This window comes from Thermosynechococcus sp. PKX95 (assembly GCF_031583295.1).
Classification (GTDB): Bacteria; Cyanobacteriota; Cyanobacteriia; order Thermosynechococcales; family Thermosynechococcaceae; genus Thermosynechococcus.
Map to the genome: position 1 here is coordinate 585637 of NZ_CP134171.1, position 22282 is coordinate 607918.

The 22282-nt window shown below is 54.6% G+C and carries 24 protein-coding genes, 1 tRNA gene and 1 riboswitch; of the genes, 16 read left to right on the forward strand and 9 right to left on the reverse strand.

Annotated features, from left to right (window positions below):
* The first annotated feature begins 75 nt into the window (after window positions 1-75).
* Window positions 76-531, forward strand: a complete 456-nt coding sequence (locus RHH81_RS02630) for a hypothetical protein (RefSeq protein WP_206200953.1) — start codon at window positions 76-78, stop codon at window positions 529-531.
* Here RHH81_RS02630 and holA read toward each other — a convergent pair.
* The gene (gene holA, locus RHH81_RS02635; protein ID WP_206200954.1) at window positions 468-1475 is read right to left on the reverse strand and encodes a DNA polymerase III subunit delta; all 1008 of its coding nucleotides are present in this window, start codon (window positions 1473-1475) and stop codon (window positions 468-470) included. The two genes, RHH81_RS02630 and holA, sit on opposite strands and share 64 nt — an antisense overlap.
* A 60-nt stretch (window positions 1476-1535) precedes the next feature.
* Here holA and RHH81_RS02640 point away from each other — a divergent pair, with 60 nt between their 5' ends.
* Genes RHH81_RS02640 through RHH81_RS02655 form a run of 4 tightly spaced genes read left to right on the forward strand, consistent with a single transcriptional unit; the run spans window position 1536 to window position 4966 of the window.
* Complete coding sequence (locus tag RHH81_RS02640) at window positions 1536-1982, forward strand: LptA/OstA family protein (RefSeq protein ID WP_302677271.1); 447 nt, start codon at window positions 1536-1538, stop codon at window positions 1980-1982.
* Complete coding sequence (lptB, locus tag RHH81_RS02645) at window positions 1942-2730, forward strand: LPS export ABC transporter ATP-binding protein (RefSeq protein ID WP_225901628.1); 789 nt, start codon at window positions 1942-1944, stop codon at window positions 2728-2730. The genes RHH81_RS02640 and lptB overlap by 41 nt, the downstream gene beginning before the upstream one ends.
* Before the next feature lie 2 nt (window positions 2731-2732).
* Window positions 2733-3869 carry an LptF/LptG family permease gene (locus tag RHH81_RS02650; protein WP_310743336.1) on the forward strand — a complete coding sequence of 379 codons (1137 nt, stop codon included), beginning with the start codon at window positions 2733-2735 and terminating at the stop codon, window positions 3867-3869.
* A gap of 35 nt (window positions 3870-3904) precedes the next feature.
* The gene (locus RHH81_RS02655; RefSeq protein WP_206200957.1) at window positions 3905-4966 is read left to right on the forward strand and encodes a 3-deoxy-7-phosphoheptulonate synthase; all 1062 of its coding nucleotides are present in this window, start codon (window positions 3905-3907) and stop codon (window positions 4964-4966) included.
* A 27-nt stretch (window positions 4967-4993) separates the two neighbouring features.
* Here RHH81_RS02655 and RHH81_RS02660 read toward each other — a convergent pair whose 3' ends face one another.
* On the reverse strand, window positions 4994-5332 hold the full coding sequence (locus RHH81_RS02660; RefSeq protein WP_206200958.1) for an STAS domain-containing protein: 339 nt from the start codon (window positions 5330-5332) through the stop codon (window positions 4994-4996).
* Window positions 5333-5533: 201 nt separating this feature from the next.
* On the opposite strand from RHH81_RS02660, the gene RHH81_RS02665 reads away from it, so the two are divergent.
* Window positions 5534-5764 (forward strand): photosystem I reaction center subunit IV, encoded by a 231-nt coding sequence (locus tag RHH81_RS02665; protein WP_011057407.1) that lies wholly within the window; start codon window positions 5534-5536, stop codon window positions 5762-5764.
* Between the two features lie 11 nt (window positions 5765-5775).
* Window positions 5776-6630, forward strand: coding sequence for a DNA-formamidopyrimidine glycosylase (locus RHH81_RS02670; protein WP_206200959.1), 855 nt, complete (start codon window positions 5776-5778; stop codon window positions 6628-6630).
* On the opposite strand, the gene RHH81_RS02675 is transcribed toward RHH81_RS02670, so the two are convergent.
* From RHH81_RS02675 to RHH81_RS02685, 3 genes are all read right to left on the reverse strand, one after another.
* Entirely contained in the window at window positions 6600-7838 is a 1239-nt protein-coding gene (locus tag RHH81_RS02675; RefSeq protein ID WP_310743337.1) for a HAMP domain-containing sensor histidine kinase, read from the reverse strand. The two genes, RHH81_RS02670 and RHH81_RS02675, sit on opposite strands and share 31 nt — an antisense overlap.
* Window positions 7839-7914: 76 nt before the next feature.
* Window positions 7915-9237: a 30S ribosomal protein S12 methylthiotransferase RimO gene (gene rimO / locus RHH81_RS02680; RefSeq protein WP_310743338.1), complete on the reverse strand. Its 1323-nt coding sequence runs from the start codon at window positions 9235-9237 to the stop codon at window positions 7915-7917.
* 19 nt (window positions 9238-9256) lie between these two features.
* Entirely contained in the window at window positions 9257-9913 is a 657-nt protein-coding gene (locus tag RHH81_RS02685; RefSeq protein ID WP_206200962.1) for a Mo-dependent nitrogenase C-terminal domain-containing protein, read from the reverse strand.
* Between the two features lie 127 nt (window positions 9914-10040).
* On the opposite strand from RHH81_RS02685, the gene RHH81_RS02690 reads away from it, so the two are divergent.
* The 6 genes from RHH81_RS02690 (at window position 10041) to RHH81_RS02715 (ending at window position 14885) form a co-directional block, all read left to right on the forward strand.
* Window positions 10041-10676, forward strand: coding sequence for a chorismate lyase (locus tag RHH81_RS02690; RefSeq protein WP_302678784.1), 636 nt, complete (start codon window positions 10041-10043; stop codon window positions 10674-10676).
* 98 nt (window positions 10677-10774) lie between these two features.
* A complete protein-coding gene (gene pds / locus RHH81_RS02695) occupies window positions 10775-12208 on the forward strand; it encodes a 15-cis-phytoene desaturase (RefSeq protein ID WP_206200964.1) in 1434 nt (477 codons plus the stop codon).
* Window positions 12192-13127 (forward strand): phytoene synthase, encoded by a 936-nt coding sequence (locus tag RHH81_RS02700; RefSeq protein ID WP_206200965.1) that lies wholly within the window; start codon window positions 12192-12194, stop codon window positions 13125-13127. The genes pds and RHH81_RS02700 overlap by 17 nt, the downstream gene beginning before the upstream one ends.
* A 5-nt stretch (window positions 13128-13132) precedes the next feature.
* Complete coding sequence (locus RHH81_RS02705) at window positions 13133-13651, forward strand: phosphoribosyltransferase (protein WP_149820490.1); 519 nt, start codon at window positions 13133-13135, stop codon at window positions 13649-13651.
* Window positions 13648-14643, forward strand: a complete 996-nt coding sequence (locus RHH81_RS02710) for an aspartate carbamoyltransferase catalytic subunit (RefSeq protein ID WP_310453237.1) — start codon at window positions 13648-13650, stop codon at window positions 14641-14643. Before RHH81_RS02705 ends, RHH81_RS02710 begins: the two co-directional genes overlap by 4 nt.
* On the forward strand, window positions 14640-14885 hold the full coding sequence (locus tag RHH81_RS02715; RefSeq protein ID WP_206200968.1) for a 2Fe-2S iron-sulfur cluster binding domain-containing protein: 246 nt from the start codon (window positions 14640-14642) through the stop codon (window positions 14883-14885). The genes RHH81_RS02710 and RHH81_RS02715 overlap by 4 nt, the downstream gene beginning before the upstream one ends.
* Before the next feature lie 16 nt (window positions 14886-14901).
* On the opposite strand, the gene RHH81_RS02720 is transcribed toward RHH81_RS02715, so the two are convergent.
* Complete coding sequence (locus RHH81_RS02720; RefSeq protein ID WP_310743339.1) at window positions 14902-16251, reverse strand: ArsB/NhaD family transporter; 1350 nt, start codon at window positions 16249-16251, stop codon at window positions 14902-14904.
* 87 nt (window positions 16252-16338) lie between these two features.
* Window positions 16339-16477, reverse strand: a riboswitch (cyclic di-AMP (ydaO/yuaA leader).
* Window positions 16478-16614: 137 nt separating this feature from the next.
* Here RHH81_RS02720 and RHH81_RS02725 point away from each other — a divergent pair.
* Window positions 16615-17538 carry a bifunctional riboflavin kinase/FAD synthetase gene (locus RHH81_RS02725; RefSeq protein WP_310744308.1) on the forward strand — a complete coding sequence of 308 codons (924 nt, stop codon included), beginning with the start codon at window positions 16615-16617 and terminating at the stop codon, window positions 17536-17538.
* The gene (locus RHH81_RS02730; protein ID WP_310743340.1) at window positions 17531-18439 is read left to right on the forward strand and encodes a MoxR family ATPase; all 909 of its coding nucleotides are present in this window, start codon (window positions 17531-17533) and stop codon (window positions 18437-18439) included. Before RHH81_RS02725 ends, RHH81_RS02730 begins: the two co-directional genes overlap by 8 nt.
* Before the next feature lie 343 nt (window positions 18440-18782).
* On the opposite strand, the gene RHH81_RS02735 is transcribed toward RHH81_RS02730, so the two are convergent.
* From RHH81_RS02735 to serS, 3 genes are all read right to left on the reverse strand, one after another.
* Window positions 18783-18854: transfer RNA gene (locus RHH81_RS02735), tRNA-Asn, on the reverse strand.
* A 48-nt stretch (window positions 18855-18902) separates the two neighbouring features.
* Window positions 18903-20246 (reverse strand): UDP-N-acetylmuramoyl-tripeptide--D-alanyl-D-alanine ligase, encoded by a 1344-nt coding sequence (murF, locus tag RHH81_RS02740; RefSeq protein WP_302678788.1) that lies wholly within the window; start codon window positions 20244-20246, stop codon window positions 18903-18905.
* A complete protein-coding gene (serS, locus tag RHH81_RS02745) occupies window positions 20243-21535 on the reverse strand; it encodes a serine--tRNA ligase (RefSeq protein WP_310743341.1) in 1293 nt (430 codons plus the stop codon). Before serS ends, murF begins: the two co-directional genes overlap by 4 nt.
* A 197-nt stretch (window positions 21536-21732) precedes the next feature.
* Here serS and apcD point away from each other — a divergent pair, with 197 nt between their 5' ends.
* Window positions 21733-22218, forward strand: a complete 486-nt coding sequence (apcD, locus tag RHH81_RS02750) for an allophycocyanin subunit alpha-B (RefSeq protein WP_190278062.1) — start codon at window positions 21733-21735, stop codon at window positions 22216-22218.
* Window positions 22219-22282 lie beyond the last annotated feature (64 nt).

Here is a 22282-nt window from a genome sequence, read left to right on the forward strand (position 1 = left end):
CCGTAACTGTTGTCCCTAGGAAAGTCGTGATAGTATCGGGACACATCCCCCGCAGGATTCAGTGGACGAACCAACGTGACAGAACCAATTTTTTGGTTGGCGGTGTCACTGGTATTAGTGGCCGTATGCTTGGCAGCCGTTCTGGTTGCTGCGATTCCGGCGTTTATGGAATTGGCACGGGCGGCGCGCAGTGCCGAAAAGCTCTTTGATACCTTGGGGCGTGAATTGCCCCCTACCCTAGAAGCAATTCGCTTGACGGGTCTAGAGATTAGCGATCTCACCGACGACATTAGCCAAGGGGTAGAAAGTGCAGGCAATGTCGTCAAGCAGGTGGATCAAGGAATTGCAGCGGCAAAACGCCAAGTTCAAGAGGCGAAAGTGACCACCCGTAGTGTTTTTGCCGGGGTAAAAGCCGCATGGCAAACGTGGAATCGTCCCAGTCGCAAACCTTCGCGGTTGCCGCCGAGTCAATTGTCACCGCCGCCCGAGCGATCGCCCCAAGAACGCCGTGAGCAGGCCAAGGAAAGCTGAATCATCCCTTGGCGTAGAGTCGCCACTGGCTCAGCCCCTAGCTTGAGTTGATACTCCGTGGTTAAGAGAATCTGCAAACAGGCTTGAAGGGCCGGCAAAGCAACAGCGTTCACTTCTTTTTGCAGGAAATAGACCCGTTTCGGATTTCCCACTTCGGCGAGCTTGGCAATGCGTTGATGGTCGCGCTCATGGCTGAGCAACTTGACCCACAACCAGGTGCGAAATTGTTTCGTCAGGGTGGCCAAAAGGCGCAAGGGGGGTTCATTTTGGAGTAGCAAGTCCTCCAGTTGGCTCAGGGCAGTGGCTGTGTCTCCCCGCAGCAGCGTACTGGCAAGGGTGAGGCTACTTTGTTGGGTGGCATGAACAAGGGTGGTGATGTCTTCAGCGGTAAGGGGGCGATCGCCCGCAAACAAGGCCAATTTTTCTAATTCATTGTGGAGTTGGCGACTGTCATTGCCCACGGCTTCGGCAAGGAGTTGTATTCCTTCTGGGGGCAGGCGAACTGGATAGTGTTGAGCTACCTCACGGATTTGCTGTTCAATCTCAGCGGTTTTCCAAGCGGCAATCGGACTAAATTCCTGAATCGTGCCATGCTGTTGCAGCAGCTTGACGGCTTTACTGCGGCTGTCGGGCTTTTGGCGACTGGTAAGAAGAAAATGACAGTTCGGGGGAATTTGTGGCAAGGTGAGTTCTAAATCTGCGAATAGTTCCGCACTACAGCGTTGACCTAGCGTTGTATTCACTAGCCACACCAAGCGATCGCCTTCTCCAAAGGGCGGCGTCATCACCTGCGCCAACGCGGCTTGAACGGCCTCAGCATCCTCCCCAGCAAATTTCTCGAAGTTAAAACTCTCCCACAGGGGATCGACCACTTGTTGCCGTAGGTCTTTCACGGCCTGCTCGAGTCGGAATTGATCCTCCCCCCAATAGAAGTAAACGGGCATGATGCGGAAATTTTCCCTTATCCACTAGGATAAAGACATTGTGGCGGAGACTTTAAGGAAATGTTGCACTCTTGTTCCCGATGGCCATCCCGCCTTTTGGCGCTGGGTACACTGGGGGTAGGGTTAGCAATCGCTCCCCTCTTCTGGCAGCCCGCAGACTCCCAAGAAACGCCTTCCCAAGCACTTACCATTTTGGCCGATGTGCAGCAGGCGAATGCCGTCACAGGCGTGATCACGGCACGGGGCAATGTGCAACTGCGTTATCCCGCCCGCCAAATTCAGGCCACGGCGGCACAAGCACAATACTTTAGCCGGGAGGGGCGCATTGTCCTCAGTGGGAATGTGTATGTTTTGCAACAGGGGAACAGTCTCCGCGCTGACACCATCACATATCTTATTGAGGAAGCAAAATTTGTCGCTCTGCCCGCCCCCAGCCGCCAAGTCGAATCTATTTTAATGATCCCCGATGACCCTAACCAACAAATTCTTACACCTGTGCAGCCCTAATGGGCGGTTTGCGCTACCGACCACGCTTCGCCTAGAGAGGGTATGTAAACGGTATGGCAGTCGTTGGGTGGTGGATCACGTCAGTCTCTCGGTGGCTCGCGGAGAGGTGGTGGGTCTGCTGGGGCCCAATGGTGCAGGGAAAACGACAACCTTTTACATGGCAACGGGGATTGAACGACCGGATGATGGCCGAGTATGGCTGGATGATGAGGATATTACCCAAGCTCCCTTACATCAGCGAGCACGGCGGGGCATTGGCTATCTGCCCCAAGAACCGAGTATCTTTCGCCAGTTGACGGTTGCTGAAAATATTCTCTTGGTTTTAGAGGAGACGGGAGTGCCGCGGCGGCAGTGGCGCGATCGCTTGGATCAACTACTCACGGAATTCCGCCTCACCCACATTGCCCACACCCTCGGTCGGCGAGTCTCAGGGGGAGAACGGCGGCGCACCGAATTAGCCCGTGCCTTGGCAGCAGGTAAGCAAGGACCCAGTTTTTTACTGCTCGATGAACCCTTTGCGGGCGTGGATCCCATTGCCGTGCATGACCTTCAGGACATGATTGCCAAGCTGCGCGATCGCCAAATGGGCATTCTCATTACCGATCACAATGTGCGGGAAACGCTGGAAATTATTGACCGCGCCTACATTTTACGGGAAGGGCAGATTTTAGCCGCAGGGAATAGCTGGGAATTGGCCCAGGATGCCAAAGTGCGGCAATACTACCTCGGTGAGGATTTTCGCTTCTAGACATGATCAGAGCACTGCGGCGGATCTGGTTGCCGACCCTTCCCAAGTTAGATCAGTATCTTCTCTCGCTACTGCTGCCGGGGTTTGTTTTTGGCGTTACAATCTTTACCACTTTGGCGCTGACCGTCGGCACGATTTTTGATCTGGTGCGACAAATTGCCGATGCTCAACTGCCCCTAACGATTTTGCTGCAATTGATTGGCTATCAACTGCCCAGCGTCTTGGTCTTGGTGTTTCCGATGGCCGTGTTGCTCGCGGTTGTGGGGGCGATGAGTCGGCTCTCAGAGGAGGGGGAGTGGATTGCGCTGCGCAGTGTGGGGATTTGTCTGCGCCGTGTCCTCGTCCCTGTAGTGGTTTTTGCATTGTTTGTGAGTGGGTTGACCCTTGCGCTCAATGAAATCGCCGTACCCATCGCCAAGTATGAATCGCAAAAACTCATGCGGGAGTTACTGCAACAGGAGCGTACCCTCGGCTCAGGCACCGATATTTTCTACCCTGAGTACGATCGCCAAGGAGATGTGCGGCGACTGTATTATGGGCATCGCTTTGATGGCAGCCGCATTCAGGGAATCACGGTTTTGGACTTTTCACAACCACAGGTGACTCAGGTCATTAGCGCTGAATCCGCTGAGTGGAATGTGCGTGAGAGTCGCTGGTTACTCTCTCAGGGGGTAGCCTATTTGATTAGCCACACGGGAGTCAGCCGCAATCTCTTGCAATTTGATCAACAGGAGATCCGCTTGCCGCGGCCTGCCCAATCTCAACAACTGCGGCCAACAGATGTGGATGAACTCTCGATCACCCAAGCACGCCGTGCCCTGCAACGTCTCGATCCCAATCAAGAGCCAGAACTGGTGCGTGCCCTCAAGGTTCATCTGGCTCAGGCCTATGCCCAACCCTTCTTGGCGGTGGTCTTTGCCCTTTTGGGGGTGGGGTTTGGCCTCAGTCCCTCCCAACGACGGGGGCGCCAAGGATTTGGCATTAGTGTGGCAGTGGTGTTTGGTCAGTACGTGCTCACGTTTTTTCTCGGTGCACTGGGGACGATTGGCACCCTCTCACCCTTGGCAGCAGCGTGGTTGCCCCACGGTATTGGCTTGGTGGTGGCGATCGCCCTACTGTGGCGCGCGGATCGTAGCTAGAGAGGTATGATGAAAAAAGTGCTGATTGCTGATCCATGCCGCAAACGTTTGATCTTCACGTTGTTGAGACGCGACCCTTGTTGACGCCTGCTACCCTGCTGGCGGATTTACCGCTGACCGAATCCCAAGCCACCCTTGTGGCCACAACCCGCGATCGCATTCGTGACATTTTTAAGGGGCGCGATCGCCGACTGCTGGTCATTGTGGGGCCTTGTTCAATTCACGATGTCAAGGCAGCCTTGGAATACGGGGAAAAGTTGGCGCGGCTGCGCGATCGCCTGCGGGATAGTCTTGAAATTGTCATGCGGGTTTATTTTGAAAAACCCCGCACCTCTGTAGGCTGGAAAGGGCTGATCAACGATCCGCACCTCGATGGCAGCTATGATATCAACACCGGCTTACGCCTCGCACGGAAGCTGCTGCTGGATTTGGCCAACTTGGGGATGCCCGCCGCTACAGAATTGCTCGATCCAATCATTCCCCAGTACATTGCTGACGTTGTGAGTTGGACCGCCATTGGTGCTCGTACGACGGAAAGCCAAACCCACCGTCAAATGGCGTCGGGTCTCTCGATGCCCGTAGGCTTCAAAAATGGCACCGATGGTCACTTAGATTCCGCAATTAATGCCATGATCGCGGCACAGCAGTCACACCATTTTCTGGGAATTAATGCTGAAGGCCGTGCCAGTATTGTTGCCACCACTGGGAATCCCGATACTCACCTTGTACTGCGCGGCGGCAAAGAGGGCCCTAACTATTCTGCCGCTCACATCGAAATGGCGGCTGCCCTCCTAGAGCGTAAGGGACTCACCCCCCGCCTGATGGTGGATTGTAGCCATGCCAACGCTGCCAAAGATGCCCAACGCCAAGTGCTAGTGTGTGAAAATCTTGCCCAGCAGGTACAGCAAGGTTCCCGTTATTTGGCGGGTGTGATGATCGAGAGCCATCTCAAGGCGGGTAATCAACCGATTCCCAAGGATCTCTCGCAATTGGTCTATGGCCAAAGTATTACCGATCCCTGCGTGGACTTTGCGACAACAGTAACGATGCTCGAACAATTGGCTAGTGCGGTGGGGTCACAACTGGTTGCCAGATAACTGAATCGCCTATTGTAGCAGGGGAAGCTAGTTACTTGCCCCTTGGGAAGGTAGATTCAATGAAAAGAACTCTTCCTCATTTTTGAGGATGTGAAAGACCTTATCCATGCTCGTGAGTTCAAAGAGCATCATCATCTGCTTGGGAATATTGCATAGGTAAAGCTGTCCCCCACCTGCCCGGACGGTTTTTAGGGCAACAACAAGAGCGCCTAAGCCAGAACTGTCAATGAAGGTGACCTCACCACAATCCAGCAATAGGGCTTGAGTCCCCCCTTGAACCAGCTCACCAATGGTTTGACGAAATTCCTGAGCTTGGGGGCCACCAAAGACCCCAGACAGCTTAATCACTTCGACAGTATTAGCCATAACAGGATGATGGAAAGGAGTTCCCCGCTAGTATACAGCCTTTTTTTCACCGAGATTCGTCACGCGACCAACCCATAACCGCCCTTTGCTGGGTTCCAGAGATGGGGTGCTCTGTGAAATTTTGTGGAGTGAGCGTAACAAGCCGTAGTAGTCATAGTAGGCTTAACTCTAGCCGTTGAGAAATTTTTAGGACGATAACTCATGGTGCAACGTGGTTCTAAAGTCAAGATTCTCCGCCCTGAATCCTACTGGTACAACGAAGTGGGCACCGTCGCCTCTGTGGATCAAACCCCCGGCGTCAAATATCCTGTGATTGTGCGCTTCGACAAAGTCAATTACACCGGCTACAGCGGCAGTGCCAGCGGTGTGAACACCAATAACTTTGCGCTGCACGAAGTGCAAGAAGTGGCTCCGCCCAAAAAAGGTAAATAGTTTCTCAGACCGTGCCGGAATTACCGGAAGTTGAAACCGTACGTCGTGGGCTAGAGGTGGTCACCCTTGGGCAACCCATTGTGGGGGTGGAGGTGCTTCTAGCCCGTTCTATTGCGCTTCCTGAAGAGCCGCAAGCGTTTATTGATCACCTGCGCGATCGCGCCCTGCAACAATGGCAACGGCGCGGCAAGTATCTTTTAGCCACCCTAGATGACGGCAGCCACCTCGTCATTCATCTGCGCATGAGTGGTCAGTTACTGTGGCTCACTGATCCGGTGCCCCTTTGTTCCCATACCCGTGTACGCTGGTTTTTCGCAACGGGGGCGGAACTCCGCTTTGTGGATCAACGGACGTTTGGTCGCTGTTGGTGGATTCCTGCACACTGCCGCCCCGAGACGGCGATTCCCACACTGGCCAGCTTGGCACCAGAACCCCTGAGTGAGGCCTTTACAGTTTGGTTCTTGGCGGAGCGGTTGGTGCATTATCGTCGCGCGCTAAAAACGGCACTTTTGGATCAAACCGTTGTTGCCGGCATGGGGAATATCTATGCCGATGAAAGTCTTTTCTTGAGTGGTCTGCACCCCGCCCTACCCACCTACACCCTAACGATTGAGCAGATCGTTCACCTCCATCAGGTGATTCGCCAAGTGCTGAGGGAAGCGATTGCAGCAGGCGGTACGACAATTCGTAGCTTCGTCACTCCGGCGGGGGTGAATGGTCGCTATGGGGGTCAAGCATGGGTCTATGGTCGCAAGGGGGAAGCCTGCCGCGTCTGTGGCACAACGATTGAACGGCTGCGCTTGGCAGGACGCTCCAGCCACTATTGTCCCCGCTGTCAGCCGCTGTCTTCAGCAATGGGCAAATAAAGGGTGAGAATTTCGCCCGCTTGGCGATCGCGCCGTTGAATGACCTTAGCGCCGACTGCTTCTATTAAGAGTTTTGCCGCCTGAAAGTTGAGACTCAGTTGGCCGGTTGCGGGATGCCACAGGAGCAGGTGCCCCAAGGCGGCCAGATCGCTGCGGTGTTTGTACTGGGGCGATCGCAATTCTAGCTTCACGTGCTGCCCTGCCCGCTGCACCACCAATTTCAGTTCACTCTCTGGGGCAAGGGTTTGGCTATAGTATTCCACTAACCCAGTCAAGACCTGATCCAAAGACGCTGGATCACTGAGAACAAGGGGTAAATTGGGCGGATAGTCGAGAACCAATTTGACTTGACGACGCGCCGCCTGTTTTTGCCAGCGAGCCAAGTTGGTCGTGAAGAGTTCCGTCAAGTGGGTTTGCCCAAACGCAAGGGGGGGTTTGGGGCTAGGACTAGTGAAGATTTCGGCGGCATCACTCAGGAGATTAAAGCGGGTGATTTGATCCTGAATCTCTTGACCAATCTTTTGCAGATACTGGTACGTGCGCTGCGGTAGATTCTCTTGCCGTTGTAGCAATTGGATAAAGGTATTGATGGTGGTGAGGGGAGTGCGCACCTCGTGGGAAAGGGCTTGCAGCAGGCTAATATCCGCAGCCATGGGGGTAGAAGTCACAGTCAGGGGCGTGGCCGCCGGTTGACTATAGTCCAGCAGCCATTGAGCAAACTGACTCACCAAACGATAGCTGGGGGGCACCATCTCGACACTGGCCAGCCACTGATCAATGGGGTCGAGATCAGCTAAGGGAAGTTGCTGCCGCAATTGCTGCCAAAAAGCATGAATTTCCTCAGGAGCAAAGGAAAAGTGCAGTCCGCGCTCCCCTTGATAGATCAGTAAAAGATTGACCTCTGGACTCAGAAGCAGGCAAAAGGGATTCATGCCTTCTCGCGCTGCGGGCAAAAGGGTCATTGCTGGCAAAGCAGGATTGGCGTCTGTAGGAGGCAGGTAGGGCAGCGATCGCCCTTGGGGCATGAGGACATAGGTTTTTAGGGGACAATCTTGAAGAATGAGGCTGGGGAAGGAGACTAAAAAGCCCTCAATGGGATGCGTGACTGCCAATAATCTTTCTAAGGCAGCAACCCCCGCTTGCCACTGCCAAAAGCGATCGCCAGCACGGGTATCATACCGATCAATGGTGGAATGAGAGCGTCCCATAGCAGCCGATGCAACGTCCCCAACTGCCTTGACCATAGCCCCAATAATTCCAATCTGCCTAGGAGTAAAACCGAACTTAGGCGGGGATGATGCCGTACAGATCGTAAATATCAGCAGCGGTGATTTCTACGGGGACAATTGTGCCCAAGGTGGCTCTTCCCTTCACATAGACCACACCATCAACATCGGGGGCAAATCGGGGCGATCGTCCAATCAATTCCCTAGTTTGCGGGTTTTCCTGCTCAATGAGCACAGGCATGGTTTTGCCCACTTCAGCGGCATTTTTGCGCTGGGCAATGGGTTGTTGCAGTTGCATCAGGCGATCGCGCCGCGCCATTTTGATTTCCTCTGGAACCTGATCCGGCAGATCATAGGCGGCAGTCCCTTCCTCAGCGGAGTAGGTAAAGACCCCCACATGGTCAAATTCATGGCGCTGCACAAACTGGCAAAGATGCTCAAAGTGGTGCTCAGTCTCACCGGGGAAGCCAACAATAAACGTCGTCCGCATCACTGCTTCGGGTAATTCCTGCCGTAACCGTTCAATCAGGCGATCGTTCACCCCCGCTTGCCACGGCCGATTCATCGCGCGCAGCACCTCTGGATGGGAATGTTGCAACGGCAAATCGAGATAGGGCAAGATATTGGGGGTTTCTCGTATCGCTGCAATCACCTCAGGCGTTAGCCCCGTAGGATAGGCGTAATGCAACCGAATCCAAGGTACATCCACCTCCCCAAGGGCACGGATCAGCGCCGCGAGTTGGGGTTGACCATAGAGATCAATGCCATAGTTGGTGGTAATTTGCGAAACAATAATGATTTCTTGGACGCCCTCGCTGGCGAGTTGATGGGCTTCCTTAACAATGGACTCAATGGGGCGCGATCGCTGGTTGCCCCGCAGATGGGGAATGATACAAAAGGCACAGCGATAGTCACAGCCCTCAGCAATCCGCAGATAGGCCACCGGTTCCGGCGTGGTGCGGTAGCGAGGAACGGTTTCATCGGCAATGTAGGTGGGCACAGCACTAATTTGTTGCACCCGCTCACCCGTTTCTACCCGCTCAATCACCTCAACAATGTGCTGGTAATCGCCACTGCCAACGACGGCCACCGCCTCAGGAAGCTCCGCCAAGAGTTCCCCTTGAAAATGCTGCGCTAAGCAGCCTGTGATCACAATCTTCTTATTGGCTTCTGCCAGTTCTACCAGTGTGCGCACCGACTCTTCGCGGGCGGCTTGGATAAAGCTACAGGTATTGACAATAACGTAGTCGGCTTCGGTTTCATCGGTACCCACCCCATAGCCCGCTGCCGCAAGGAGACCAATCATGTGCTCCGTATCCACGCGGTTCTTATCACAGCCAAGGTGGGCAAAGGCAATTTTCGGTTTGGTTGGGTTTGGCATCTAAACGGGTCAGCACCATCTAACAGTAGGGGGTAATATCTTCACCACACTCGTCGGCCAAATAGCTGAGCGAGCGAAAGCGCAACCCCACTAATTGATCATAAAGGGGATTGAGTTTACAGAGGGGGGGAATATGGACAATCTTGCGACCAAAAAGGGTAATGTCGCGCTCAAAGGGGCATTGGGGGGGAATCAGGCGGCAGAGAAAGCGAGCTACCTTGGCATCTTTGACCTCTAAACCATCCAGCCAGTGGCGCACGGGATCCAATAGGCGCAGGGTTTGTTCATTGCTCTCGTGCTGACCATCAAGGGTGTGCTTCAGGGACTCAAGGGCAGTAATTTCCAGTCCCAAGGCGTTGCAGAAGCGTTGCAGTTCGGCATCCTCCGATTGGGAGTAAATGCCATTGGCAAGCGCCACCATCACGGCTGTACGCACGAAATTTTCCGCAAGGGCGCGATCGCCGCCAAAGGTGGCCACCAGTTCTTCATTAGTGACTGGAGCAAAATGTTCAAGATCTATTTCTGGGGCAATTTCCTCGCGAATCAGGCTCGCAATCAGTTGCTTCTCTTCGGGATCAAAATGACCATCGGCGCCGGCAATGCTCAAGAGACCCTTAATCCAAATGGCCGTTTGTTCGGGTGTTAGTTCCAAGGTAGATGCTGCAGTGGTTGCCATAGAGATTGCCCCAAGATTGCTGCTCACTACGACTGTACTTTAGGTCTGGGTCTTTCGTGCCATCCTGAACCACAGATAAAATCCTTGCTACAATTGACGAAGTTTTGTTAAGCACTGTGTCCCGTCCTTGACTGTTTCGCTGTTGCCCTCCACCTGCTCAACCCCTTGGTATGCCCTTGATCCCATTTGGCAGGGGGATGCGGCGGCGATCGCCCAAGGATTACCTCATGATCTTTTAGCGCCGGCGTGGCAAATCCTGATTCTTGGGGATGGCTCCCCCACCCGCCACCTGCAACTGCTGACGGGTGAAACCACGGAAGTGGACGTGATAGATATGTCCGCCATTGGCCATGCCAGCGATCGCGCCCCGGCGCAACTGCAACTCATTCCCGGCCCGCGGCTGCGGCGTCAAGTGTGGCTACGCACCGCTTCAGGTCAGCGTTTGGCCTATGCCACCTCTTGGTGGGAAGCGGCTCATGTGGATGAGTATTTGCAAAACCGTGCCATGCCCATTTGGACGAACCTCGCCCAACGCAAGGTGGAGCTTTATCGCGACATTCAGGCGGTGTATCTCGGGCACTCTGAAACCTTGGCGGCAGCCTTTGGCGAGGCGGGGCCTTTTTGGGGGCGGCATTATCTCTTTTGGCACGATCGCCGTCCCATTACGCTGATTTATGAAGTCTTTTCGCCCTACCTCTGCCGCTACCTTGGTCCGATGGGAAGTACGGCCTATTTGGCAAATTCAGGCTCAACATTAGCCTAAAGCGGCTGCCTCCGTAACGTTTTGTAAATATAATATGAACAGCTTTTTGTCCCCCTAGGGGGTTGCGTTCATCTTCGTCAGTTAGGGTAGCGTCATTCATGCGAGTTGCAATTGCCGGTGGTGGCTTAGCGGGCTTAGCTTGCGCCAAGTATCTAGTGGATGCAGGACATACCCCCATGGTGTTTGAGCGTGCCAATGTCCTTGGTGGCTTGGTGGCGGCATGGCAGGATGCCGATGGGGATTGGGTGGAAACAGGCTTGCACGCCTTTTTTGGTGCCTACCCCAATATGCTGCAACTCCTAGCGGAATTGGGGATTAGCGATCGCCTGCAATGGAAACGCCATGCCCTGATTTTTAACCAACCGGAAAAGCCGGGGGTGCTCTCGTGGTTTGATGTTCCCGATATTCCTGCGCCTTTTAATGTACTGCTCTCCATTTTGCGCAACAACGATATGCTGACGTGGGAGCAGAAATTCCGCTTTGCCTTGGGGCTGTGGCCAGCGATCGTGCGCGGCCAAAAATACGTCGAGGCAATGGACAAGTACACCCTCCTCGAATGGCTGCAACGCCAAGGGATTGATGAGCGGGTAAACTCCGACATTTTTATTGCGGCCTCAAAGGCACTGACCTTCCTGAACCCCGATGAGGTCTCGGCCACGATTCCCCTGACGGCGATGAACCGCTTTCTGCGGGAACGCTATGGTTCAAAAATTGCCTTCTTGGATGGGGCACCCCCCGAACGGTTGTGTCAGCCCATTGTGGATTATGTGACCGCGCGGGGCGGTGAAGTGCACACCAATGTGGCTCTGCGGGAGATTGTCCTCAATGAGGATCTCTCGGTGCAGTCCTTTGTCATGGCCGATCGCGAGGGACAACAGCGCTTTGAAGTCACAGCGGATGCCTATGTCTCAGCAATGTCGGTGGATGCCATTAAACTGCTGCTGCCGAAGCCGTGGCAAGACCTATCCTTTTTCCAGAAACTCAATGGCCTCGAAGGCGTCCCGGTGATTAACGTCCAAATCTGGTTTGATCGCAAATTGCCGACAGTGGATCATCTCCTCTTCTCGCGATCGCCCCTGTTGAGTGTTTATGCCGACATGAGCGAAACCTGCAAGGGCTATGCCGATCCCGACAAGTCAATGCTAGAGCTGGTATTGGCGCCTGCTGCGGAGTGGATTGGCCGCAGCGATGAGGAGATTGTTGAGGCGACCCTTGCGGAACTGGCCAAACTCTTCCCCAATCACCTACCGGAACCTGCTAAAGTGCTGAAAACGGCGGTGGTGAAAACCCCCCGCTCAGTCTATAAAGCCACCCCCGGTCGCCAAGCCTTTCGTCCGGATCAGGCCACACCCATTCCCAACTTCTTCCTTGCGGGGAGCTACACGATGCAGCCCTACCTAGGGAGTATGGAAGGTGCGGTACTTTCTGGTAAGCTGACAGCGCAGGCGATCGCGAAGCGGCTCGCAGAGAGCAACGCCCCGCAGCCCCCTAAAACCTCTATTCAAACTGCCGCCAATGCTGCAACTGCCTAGAGCCGAGTACGTCCCTCCCCTGATTTCCCTCGACGAGGCCTACGAGTTGTGTCGTCAGGTCACTGCCGCCTATGCCAAGACGTTTTACCTCGGCACGCTGTTGATGCCCCCCGCCAAGCGCCGCGCCATTTGGGCAATTTACGTCTGGTGTCGGCGCACCGATGAACTGGTGGATGGCCCCCAAGCCGCAACGACAACCATGGCCACCCTTGATGAGTGGGAAGCGCGCCTTGAGGATATTTTTGCTGGACGTCCCCACGATGGCATGGATTTAGCTCTAACGGCAACGCTGGAACAGTACCCCCTCGACATCCAGCCCTTTCGGGACATGATTGCTGGCCAGCGGATGGACTTGCACCGCAGTCGCTATGAAACCTTTGCTGAATTGGAACTCTATTGCTACCGCGTTGCCGGTACCGTCGGCCTCATGTCCCTTGAGGTAATGGGGGGAAACCCCTACAGCGATCGCCTGTGTTCCCCTTGGGTGGATCCCTATCAGGCTAAAGGTACCCTCAAGGATCAAGCCATTGCCCTTGGCATTGCCAATCAACTGACCAATATCCTGCGGGATGTGGGCGAAGATATGCGGCGGGGGCGGATTTATCTGCCCTTAGAGGACTTGGCTGCCTTTAACTACACCGCAGAAGACTTGCAGCGGGGAGTGATTGACGATCGCTGGCGGGCATTGATGCGCTTTCAAATTCAGCGGGCACGGCAATTTTATCGGGAAGCCGAAGTGGGGGTGGCTTACCTAGAGCGGGATGCCCGTTGGCCCGTGTGGTCGGCATTGATGCTCTATCGCCAGATTCTTGATGTCATCGAAGCCAACGATTACGATGTCTTTAATCGGCGCGCCTTTGTCTCTGACTGGCGCAAGCTGCTGTTTATCCCTATTTCTTGGTTCAAGGCCAGCTTCTAGGCACCATGGCAGATCTGTACGTGGATTGGGACGAGTATCATCGCACCATTGAACAGTTGGCGATCGCTATCTATGAATCGGGATGGCAGTTCAATCAAATCCTCTGCTTGGCCAAGGGGGGGCTGCGGGTAGGGGACATTCTCAGCCGCTTGTTTAATCAACCCCTCGCGATTCTGGCGGTGTCCTCCTATGGCGGTGTCAATAACCAAGAGCGGGGTCGCATCACCTTTGCGCGAGATTTAACCATGACCACCGCTACCCTTGGCAGTCATGTCCTCTTAGTGGATGATTTGGTAGATTCTGGCCTTTCCTTGCAGAAAACCCTGCGCTGGCTAGAGGTCAAATATGGCTTTGCGGTGGAGGAAGTGCGCACTGCCGTTCTCTGGTACAAAGCGGCCTCTTGTATTCGTCCGGACTACTATGTTCATTACCTGCCGGAAAATCCGTGGATCCATCAACCCTTTGAACGCTACGAACAACTGACAGCGGCTGATCTTGCTCAAACCCTAACCCCCTGTCCATGACGCCTACCCTCACTCCCCCCCTCCAATGGCAGCGTCGCCACGTCCTCTCCCTGCAAGACTTTACGGTGGCGGAACTAGATATTGTGCTGCAAACAGCGCTCAGTTTTCAGGAAGTCCTGAATCGTCGCACCAAAAAAGTCCCCACCCTGCAAGCGCGGGTGGTTGCTAATCTTTTCTTTGAAAGCTCGACGCGCACCCGCAATAGCTTTGAACTGGCGGCCAAACGTCTTTCTGCGGATATTCTCAACTTTTCGCCCGGTACCTCGGCCCTGAGTAAAGGGGAAACGATCCTCGATACCGCTAAGACCCTGTGGGCGATGGGGGCAGAGTTCATGGTGATTCGCCATCAGCAGTCGGGGGTGCCCCATACGATTGCAGCAGAAATGGATCGCCTTGGCGGTCAGGTGGCGGTTCTCAATGCCGGTGATGGCTTGCACGAGCATCCCTCCCAAGCCCTGCTAGATTTGTTTACCCTTTGTCAACTCTACGATCCGCGTCAGCCCCGCTGTGCCCTGTTGCAGGGGAAGAAAATTGCCATTGTCGGGGATATTCGCCATTCCCGTGTGGCGCGATCGAACCTCTACAGCCTGAAAACGGCCGGTGCTGACGTGCATTTGGCCGGCCCCCCCACCCTCTTGCCGCCAGAATTTGCAGACTATGGAGCAACGCTCCACTGGACACTGGAACCTGCCCTTGCTGATGCCGATATTGTGATGACGCTGCGCCTGCAACGGGAACGCATGGATCAGCACCTGATTCCCAGTTTGCGGGAGTACCATCAGCAGTTTGGTATCACCCATGAACGGCTGCGCCTGTGCCGACCGGAGGTGCGGGTTTTGCATCCGGGACCGGTGAATCGCGGCGTGGAATTGAGTTCGGCATTGCTGGATGATCCGCAGTTCAGTTTAGTGAATCAGCAGGTGACCAGTGGGGTGGCGGTACGGATGGCGTTACTGTATTTGATGGGAACGTATCATGGAGGCAGGCCATGATTAAGGTCACCTTTGTGCCGGATCAGGTTTCCGTTGAGGCCGAAGTGGGGGAAAGTTGGCTGAGCGTTGCAGCGCGCGCTGGGGTCGACATTCCCACGGGTTGTTGCATGGGCAGTTGTGGCGCCTGTACGTTGGAATTGGAGGATGGCGAGGAAATTCGCGCCTGTATTTCTACGATTGCGGGCGATCGCAAGCAGGATGGCTCCATTACCGCTTATCTCTTTCGGGATCCCACATGGTAAGCCAAGGCCAGAGCTGTTAGCGCCAAATGAGAAAGCGCACAGTTAGAAAGAGTGCTGAAACCCCCAACTGCAAGGCCGTAATCGGCACCCCATAGCGCAGAAAGGTTTTGAAGCTAATGCGGCGGCCATGGAGTTCGGCCACACCCGCACCAACAATGTTGGCAGAGGCGCCCACCAGTGTGGCATTGCCGCCCAACGTTGCCCCTAGCATCATGGCATAGAACAGGGGCAGCACCTGGGGGGGCAAATCACCCCCATAACCAGGGTGGAGAATTTCTGAACCTGCTAGACCCACATCGACAAGGTATTTTTTCAGCAGTGGCACCATCGCCACCACAAGGGGGATATTGGGAATGACGCTAGAGAGAATGCCAATCGCAAATAAGAGCAGCAGTGAGCCAAAAAAGATATTTTGGCCAATGAGAATGGCGAGGAGGTGGGAGAGTTGACCAATGATGCCGGTTTTTTCTAGGCCACCGATCAAGACAAAAATGCTCATAAAAAAGATCAGGGTGGCCCAGTCCACATCCCGCAGAATGTGGGTCACCGTATCGATTTTGCTTTGATGGGATAAAAGGAGTGCAAGGGCAGCCCCCATTAAAGCGACCGCAGGGGGAGACACTTTGACGACCATGCCATCGCCAATAACAAAGAAGGTCAAGACAAAGACGATGATCACACAACCCACCGCTAGGGTGCGGGGATGATTAATTTTGGGGTGGGGCAAGTGATCAAGGGAGTTGAGTTCTTTGCGCCAAATGCGGCGAAAGAGAACCGGCAGACAAAAGACAATGACGGCGATCGCCAGCACACCCCCTAAACTTAACCGCAACAGATAATCGCTAAAGCTGAGGTTGATGGCATCCCCCACAATGTAGGTTGCCGGATCGCCCACGAGGGTGAGTAACCCCGCACTATTGGAGACAATCACCATCAAGATAATCAGGGGGACAAAGTCCACCCCCACTTCAGCCGCCATGGGGGGCAACAGGGGGGCAAGGAGCATCACTGTTGTGGCATTGGGCAGTACGGCACAGATGGGGGTTGTCAGAGCCACGATCCCCAGCAGCAGGCGTTTTCCCTGACCGCGGGCAAGCAGAACCATTTGGGTGGCCAGATACTCGAACACCTTAGTGGGTTCAAAGGCTCGCACCAGAACCATGACGCCGAAAAAGAGAGCGAGAGTACCGTGACTGCGGCCAATGTAGCTAATGGCCTCCCCAAGGGTCATAATGTTGAGAAAGACAAGGAGAATCGCGCCCAAAAAGGCTGCAATGGTAATGTTGATCCACTCGGTCATGATCAGGAGGATCACGCCTAGGAAGATCGTGCCAGCAGCGAATGTATGCCAGTGTTCAATCAGCATTGGGCTTCCTAAAAGTTTCTAAGGTAACAAATTCGGTCAACCCCACGAAACCGAATCACTGGAACACTGAGCAGTTGTGAAAAACAGCCAGTCTCCAACTGAATGCCGACGAAGTTAGCTGACGGGCTAGGATTCAGTGGTATCCTTTCTCGGTGGAGAATGCGCCCCTGATTCGTTGGTTCCTCCGCTCCAAGCTGCCAAGGCTTAGATTAGGCACAAAAAGATAAATTGCTACTCAACGTAGCATAGGCCTCTTGGGGGATTCAAGAGAAGTTCTTCTATGACGTGAATAGAAAATCTTAATGAAGGCTTTCCCGGACTATTGCTCCTTGGTTAAATGTGTCAAAATGTTTCCTGTGTCAATTGAATAGCGGCCTACCCTTGCAAACTCCTACGGCGATCGCCCTTGGCAATTTTGACGGTGTCCATCGCGGGCACCAGGAGGTTATCCGTACGCTTGTTGAAGCAGCGCCTCCCGACTGTTACCGATCAGTGATTACGTTTTCGCCCCATCCGCAGGCATTTTTTACGGGAGAAGAGCGCCTGCTGCTGACCCCAGAGGCGGAAAAACGTGCCCTTTTGAACCACTATGGCATTGAGCAGGTGATTGTCCTGCCCTTTACCCATGCTCTTGCCCAACTGTCGCCCTTGGAGTTTGTTGAGCAGATTTTGGTACAGCAGTTGCAGGCCAAGGTATTGAGTGTGGGTTTTAATTTTGGCTTTGGCCGTGGGCGATCGGGGACAGCGGCGGATTTGCGCACCCTCTGTGCTGCCTTTGGTATTCCAGTGCATATTGTGCCCCCCTATTGTCGGGGGAGCGATCGCGTCAGTAGCTCAGCAGTAAGGGCCGCCCTCGCCGAGGGAGATGTGGGCTTGGCACGGGAGCTTTTGGGACGCCCCTACCAATTGACCGGCACCGTGATTCAAGGGGAACAGTTGGGACGGCAGTTGGGATTTCCCACCGCCAATCTAGCCCTCCCCCCAGACAAATTATTGCCTCGCCACGGCGTTTATGCTTGCCGCGTTACGGGGGCAGCGTTCGCCACTGAGCAATTGGGGGTGGTGAATATTGGGATGCGACCGACGGTGACGGGTCGGCAAGTGACCACAGAGGTGCATCTATTCAACTGGCAGGGGAATCTTTACAATCAAGAGATCACACTTCATTTAGAGGCCTTTATTCGCCCAGAGGTACGGTTTCCCAGTTTGGCTGCCCTACAGGCGCAAATTGCTGCCGATTGCCAAGTAGCGGCTGATCTTCTTGAACGAGTGGTCTCCTATGCGTGAACCCCTACAGCGACTGATCAATAACCTTGGACAGGTCATGGTGGGCAAAAAAGCTGCCATTGAACTCATGCTAGTGGGGTTGCTGGCGGGGGGACACGTTTTGCTGGAGGATGTACCGGGGGTGGGAAAAACCCTCTTGGCCAAAGCCTTGGCGCGATCGCTGGCGGGTACCTTTCAGCGCATCCAAGCCACACCCGATCTCCTGCCCACGGATTTATCGGGCACCAATATCTGGAATCCCAAAACAGCGGAGTTTGAGTTTCGCCCAGGTCCTGTCTTCTGCAATATCCTGCTGGCGGATGAAATTAACCGCGCCACACCCCGCACCCAATCGGCACTCCTAGAGGTCATGGAGGAGTACCAAGTCACCATTGATGGCGTCACCTACCCCCTGCCCCAGCCCTTTTTTGTCATTGCCACCCAGAACCCCGTGGAATACCAAGGCACCTTTCCGCTGCCCGAAGCCCAGTTGGATCGCTTTGCCCTGTGTTTTAGCTTGGGCTACCCCACCGAGGAAGAGGAACTACAAATGCTGCAACGGGTGCAGGGGGGCTTAGATGTCAATCAACTGGAACCGTGCCTCAGCTTGGCGGAGATCCAACAGTTGCGGCAGCAGGTGCTACAGGTGCGGGTAGATTCAGTGTTGCAAAAGTACATTCTTGCCCTTGTGCGGGCGAGCCGCGAGAGCGATCGCATGACCTTGGGGGTGAGTCCTCGCGGTACCGCGATGCTCCAGCGCACAGCTCAGGCCTTGGCCTTTCTCAATGGCCGTGACTATGTCCTCCCCGATGATGTCAAGCAATTGGCGCCCCATGTTCTAGCTCATCGTCTGATTACAGCAGCAGGGCGCTCAGGGCGGGCCTGTGTGGCAGAATTGTTGGAAACGGTAGCCGTTCCCTAGGGAGAGTTGGCGCGACTGTTCTCTATGAACATTTCTGCGATCGCCAACCTGTCATTGTAGTGTTAAGTCTTTTTAACATCGCGATCGCCCTCGCAACCGTCGAAGGATTTAGGCATTGATGACAACGATACTCATGACACAAGCCCTCCAACGGCAGGGAGAAATTTGGCACAACATCCTCAGCAGTCAAAACCTTACGGTCATCTGGGAAAACCTTGATGCTGACATCCTTGCTGTGCTAGAGGGCATGGAGACGGCTGGCCTAGCGTTGCCCCAATTGCTGCTGTTAGATATGGGCATGATGGGCAGCGCCGCCGTCGCTATCGTGGCTCAAGTTATTAAACTCCCCAGGCTGGATTCGAACCAGCGACCAATCGGTTAACAGCCGACCGCTCTACCGCTGAGCTACTGAGGAATATTGACGATTTTTTAATGTAGCGTAGTTCACCGCTCTTGGCAAGTCTCAACCGGACTGAAGTTTTGGCCAGCGCTGCCGCAGTTCATTCACTACGCGATCCAAGGCAACGGCATGGGAGGCCTTAAAGAGGAGGCGATCGCCCGGCTGTAAATGCTGCAGCAAATAGGCCACCAATTCTTCATGGGAAGCAAATTGCTGACTGGGAACGCGCCCTGCCCCCCGCGCAAGAGCTGCTCCCTCATCGCCCTTATCGAGAATTAAAAGGCCATCGAGGTCTAATTGGGCAACCGTGGCTCCCACCTGCTCATGGAAGGCAACCGCAAAGTCCCCCAGTTCCCGCATGGGGCCAAGAACTGCCAGATGCCGCTGACCGGGGAGCGATCGCAACAGGTGCAAGGCGGCGACCATCGATTCCAAGCCTGCATTGTAGGTTTCATCGAGTAGCCAAATATCGGGTTCGAGGTGATAGCGACCGCCCCGACCACTGGGCAATTCTAACGTCAACTGTCGGGGCAGGCGATCGCTCTTTAAGTCCAAGGCTTGCAGCACCCCAAGGGCAGCCAGAAAGTTCAAGGCATGGTGTGCCCCCGCAAGGGGAACGGTGTAGGTGCGTCCAGCCACGTGGAGGGTTTGGGGCGGTTGATAGATTCCCCGTAGGGTGCCCCCCTCAAGGCCATAGGTAATTGTGGGCCCTGACCAGACCTGCGCCGCTGTCGGCAAAAGTAGGGGACTATCGGCATTGAGCACGGCTGTTCCCCCTTGGGGCATTTCGGCAAGCAGTTCGCATTTGGCTTGGGCAATGGCTTCGCGGGAACCGAGGCGGCCAATATGGGCAGTACCAACATTGGTAATCACGGCAACATCCGGTTGGGCAATCTGGCTCAAAAGGGCAATTTCACCGCGCGCCCGCATCCCCATTTCAATCACGGCAAATTGGTGGTGGGGTTCCAGTTGTAAAAGGGTTTTGGGCACGCCAATCTCGTTATTGAAGTTGGCTTCGGTTTTGAGGACGGCGCCATAGTGACTCAGAACAGCGGCAATCATTTCCTTGGTGGTGGTTTTGCCCACGGAGCCAGTGACGGCAATGACTTTGGCTGGACATTGCTGCCGCCACCACTGTCCCAAGCGTTGATAGGCACTCAGGGTATTGGCTACCTGAAGTTGCGGCAGAGCAGAAGACACCGGCACCTCGACAATTAGGGCGATCGCGCCGGCGGCGGCGGCCAGATCGACAAATTGATGGCCATCAAAGGTTTCCCCCCGCAGAGCAACAAAGAGATTGCCAGTTGCGATTTGGCGGGAGTCAGTGGAAATGCCTGTGATTGGCAGATCTGGATGAGTTGTATCTAACCCCAAAGCTTGGGCGATCGCCCCGAGAGTGGTGTTCACGATTTTGCCCCGCCAATGTGGCTACACTTCAAGTAAGGTTGCAGCACCGCTGGTACCCGCACCGTCCCATCGGGTTGTTGGTAGTTTTCGAGAATGGCTGCCATGGTTCGTCCAACGGCTAGGCCAGAGCCATTGAGGGTGTGGACAAACTGTGTCCCTTTTTGCTTGGCAGCTTTGAAGCGAATCTTGGCACGCCGCGCTTGGAAATCGCCAAAGTTCGAGCAACTGGAAATTTCGCGGTAACAGCCGGCAGCGGGCAGCCACACCTCTAAGTCGTAGCACTTCATGGCGCCAAAGCCCAAATCGCCAGTACACAGTTCAATCACTCGATAGGGCAACTTCAGGGCTTGGAGAATATACTCGGCATCGGCCACAAGGGCTTCATGTTCAGCGGCAGAGGTTTCCGGGTGAACAAACTTGACCAACTCCACTTTGTTGAATTGGTGTAGGCGAATCAGGCCACGTGTATCTTTGCCATAGCTCCCCGCTTCACGGCGAAAACAGGGGGTGTAGGCACAGTGGTAAATGGGCAATTGATCGGCAGCTAAAATTTCATCGCGGTAGAGATTCGTCACCGGCACTTCCGCTGTCGGAATCAGCCAGAGATCATCATCGGCACAGCGAAAACTTTCCTCGGCAAATTTGGGTAACTGCCCCGTTCCCGTCAGTGAGGCACTATTGACCAACAAGGGCGGCAAGACCTCCACATAGCCGCGATCGCGGTGCGTATCAAGCATGAATTGGATCAAGGCTCGCTCAAGGGCAGCCCCCATGCCCAAGAGGGTAACAAAGCGACTCTGCGCTACTTTCACCGATCGCTCCACATCCCAGAGTCCCAATTGAGTCGCAATGTCCCAGTGGGGCTGACAAGGCTGGCTCGGTTTATACTCCTCACCCCAGCGGCGTACCTCAACGTTTTCGGTTTCATCGCGGCCAATGGGGGTGGTCTCACTGGGGGGGTTGGGAATCGTTAGCAGCAGGCGTTCCAATTCTTCCTTAAGTTGCCGTTCTTGGGGTTCAAGATCACTGAGTTGCTGCTTGAGATCGTTGGCCTCGGCCTTGAGGGCTTGAATTTCGGGGTCAGTGGCGGCAACGCCGGACTTGATCTTTTTGCCAACGAGGGCACCAATTTCGTTACTGCGGGCTTGGAGGTGCGATCGCTGTTGTTCCAGCTGACGCTGTTGCGCATCCAACTCTAAAATGCGGTCAAGGTCAAAGTCACCGCCGCGCCGCCGCAGGCGATCGCCAAAGGCTTGGGGATTTTCTCGCAGTTGTTTGAGATCAATCACAGGTGAACGAAAACCAGTGCAAACCGCATTGATCCTATCACCAAGGGAGCAGATTGGCTCTAGGGGGCTGTCTTGCTGTGGTTTGCCATCGACACCGCTAAATTCCTCTATCAACCGTCGAGATTTTGATCAGGAGTGGCGTCAACAAGGGGTCGCCGTCCTCTAAAATGAGGGATGTATTAAGCGGTGTTAGCAATATGAGTGTCATTAGTCAGGTTCTTCTTAAAGCGGACGATGAATTGCGCTACCCCACCACGGGCGAACTCCAGACGATTAGTGACTTTTTCCAAACGGGTGAGCAACGCCTCCGCATTGCCACGACACTGGCCGAAAATGAGAAACGCATTGTTGAGCAAGCCAGCAAACAACTGTGGCAGAAGCGGCCTGACTTCATCTCACCGGGGGGCAATGCCTACGGCCAGAAACAGCGTGCCCTCTGTCTGCGTGACTATGGCTGGTACATGCGCCTGATTACCTATGGCATCCTCGCGGGTGACAAAGACCCCATTGAGCGCACGGGTATTATTGGGGTGCGGGAAATGTACAACTCCCTTGGTGTGCCGATGACAGGGATGGCAGAAGCCATTCGTTGCCTCAAGGACGCCTCCTTGGCACTGCTCAGCACTGAAGATGCTGAAGTGGCGGCACCCTACTTTGACTACATTATTCAAGAAATGTCTTAGGGAGACTGACGGCAGCCAATTTTGCATTCAAGGGGAACATAACCCATGACATCTCCCCTTGAAA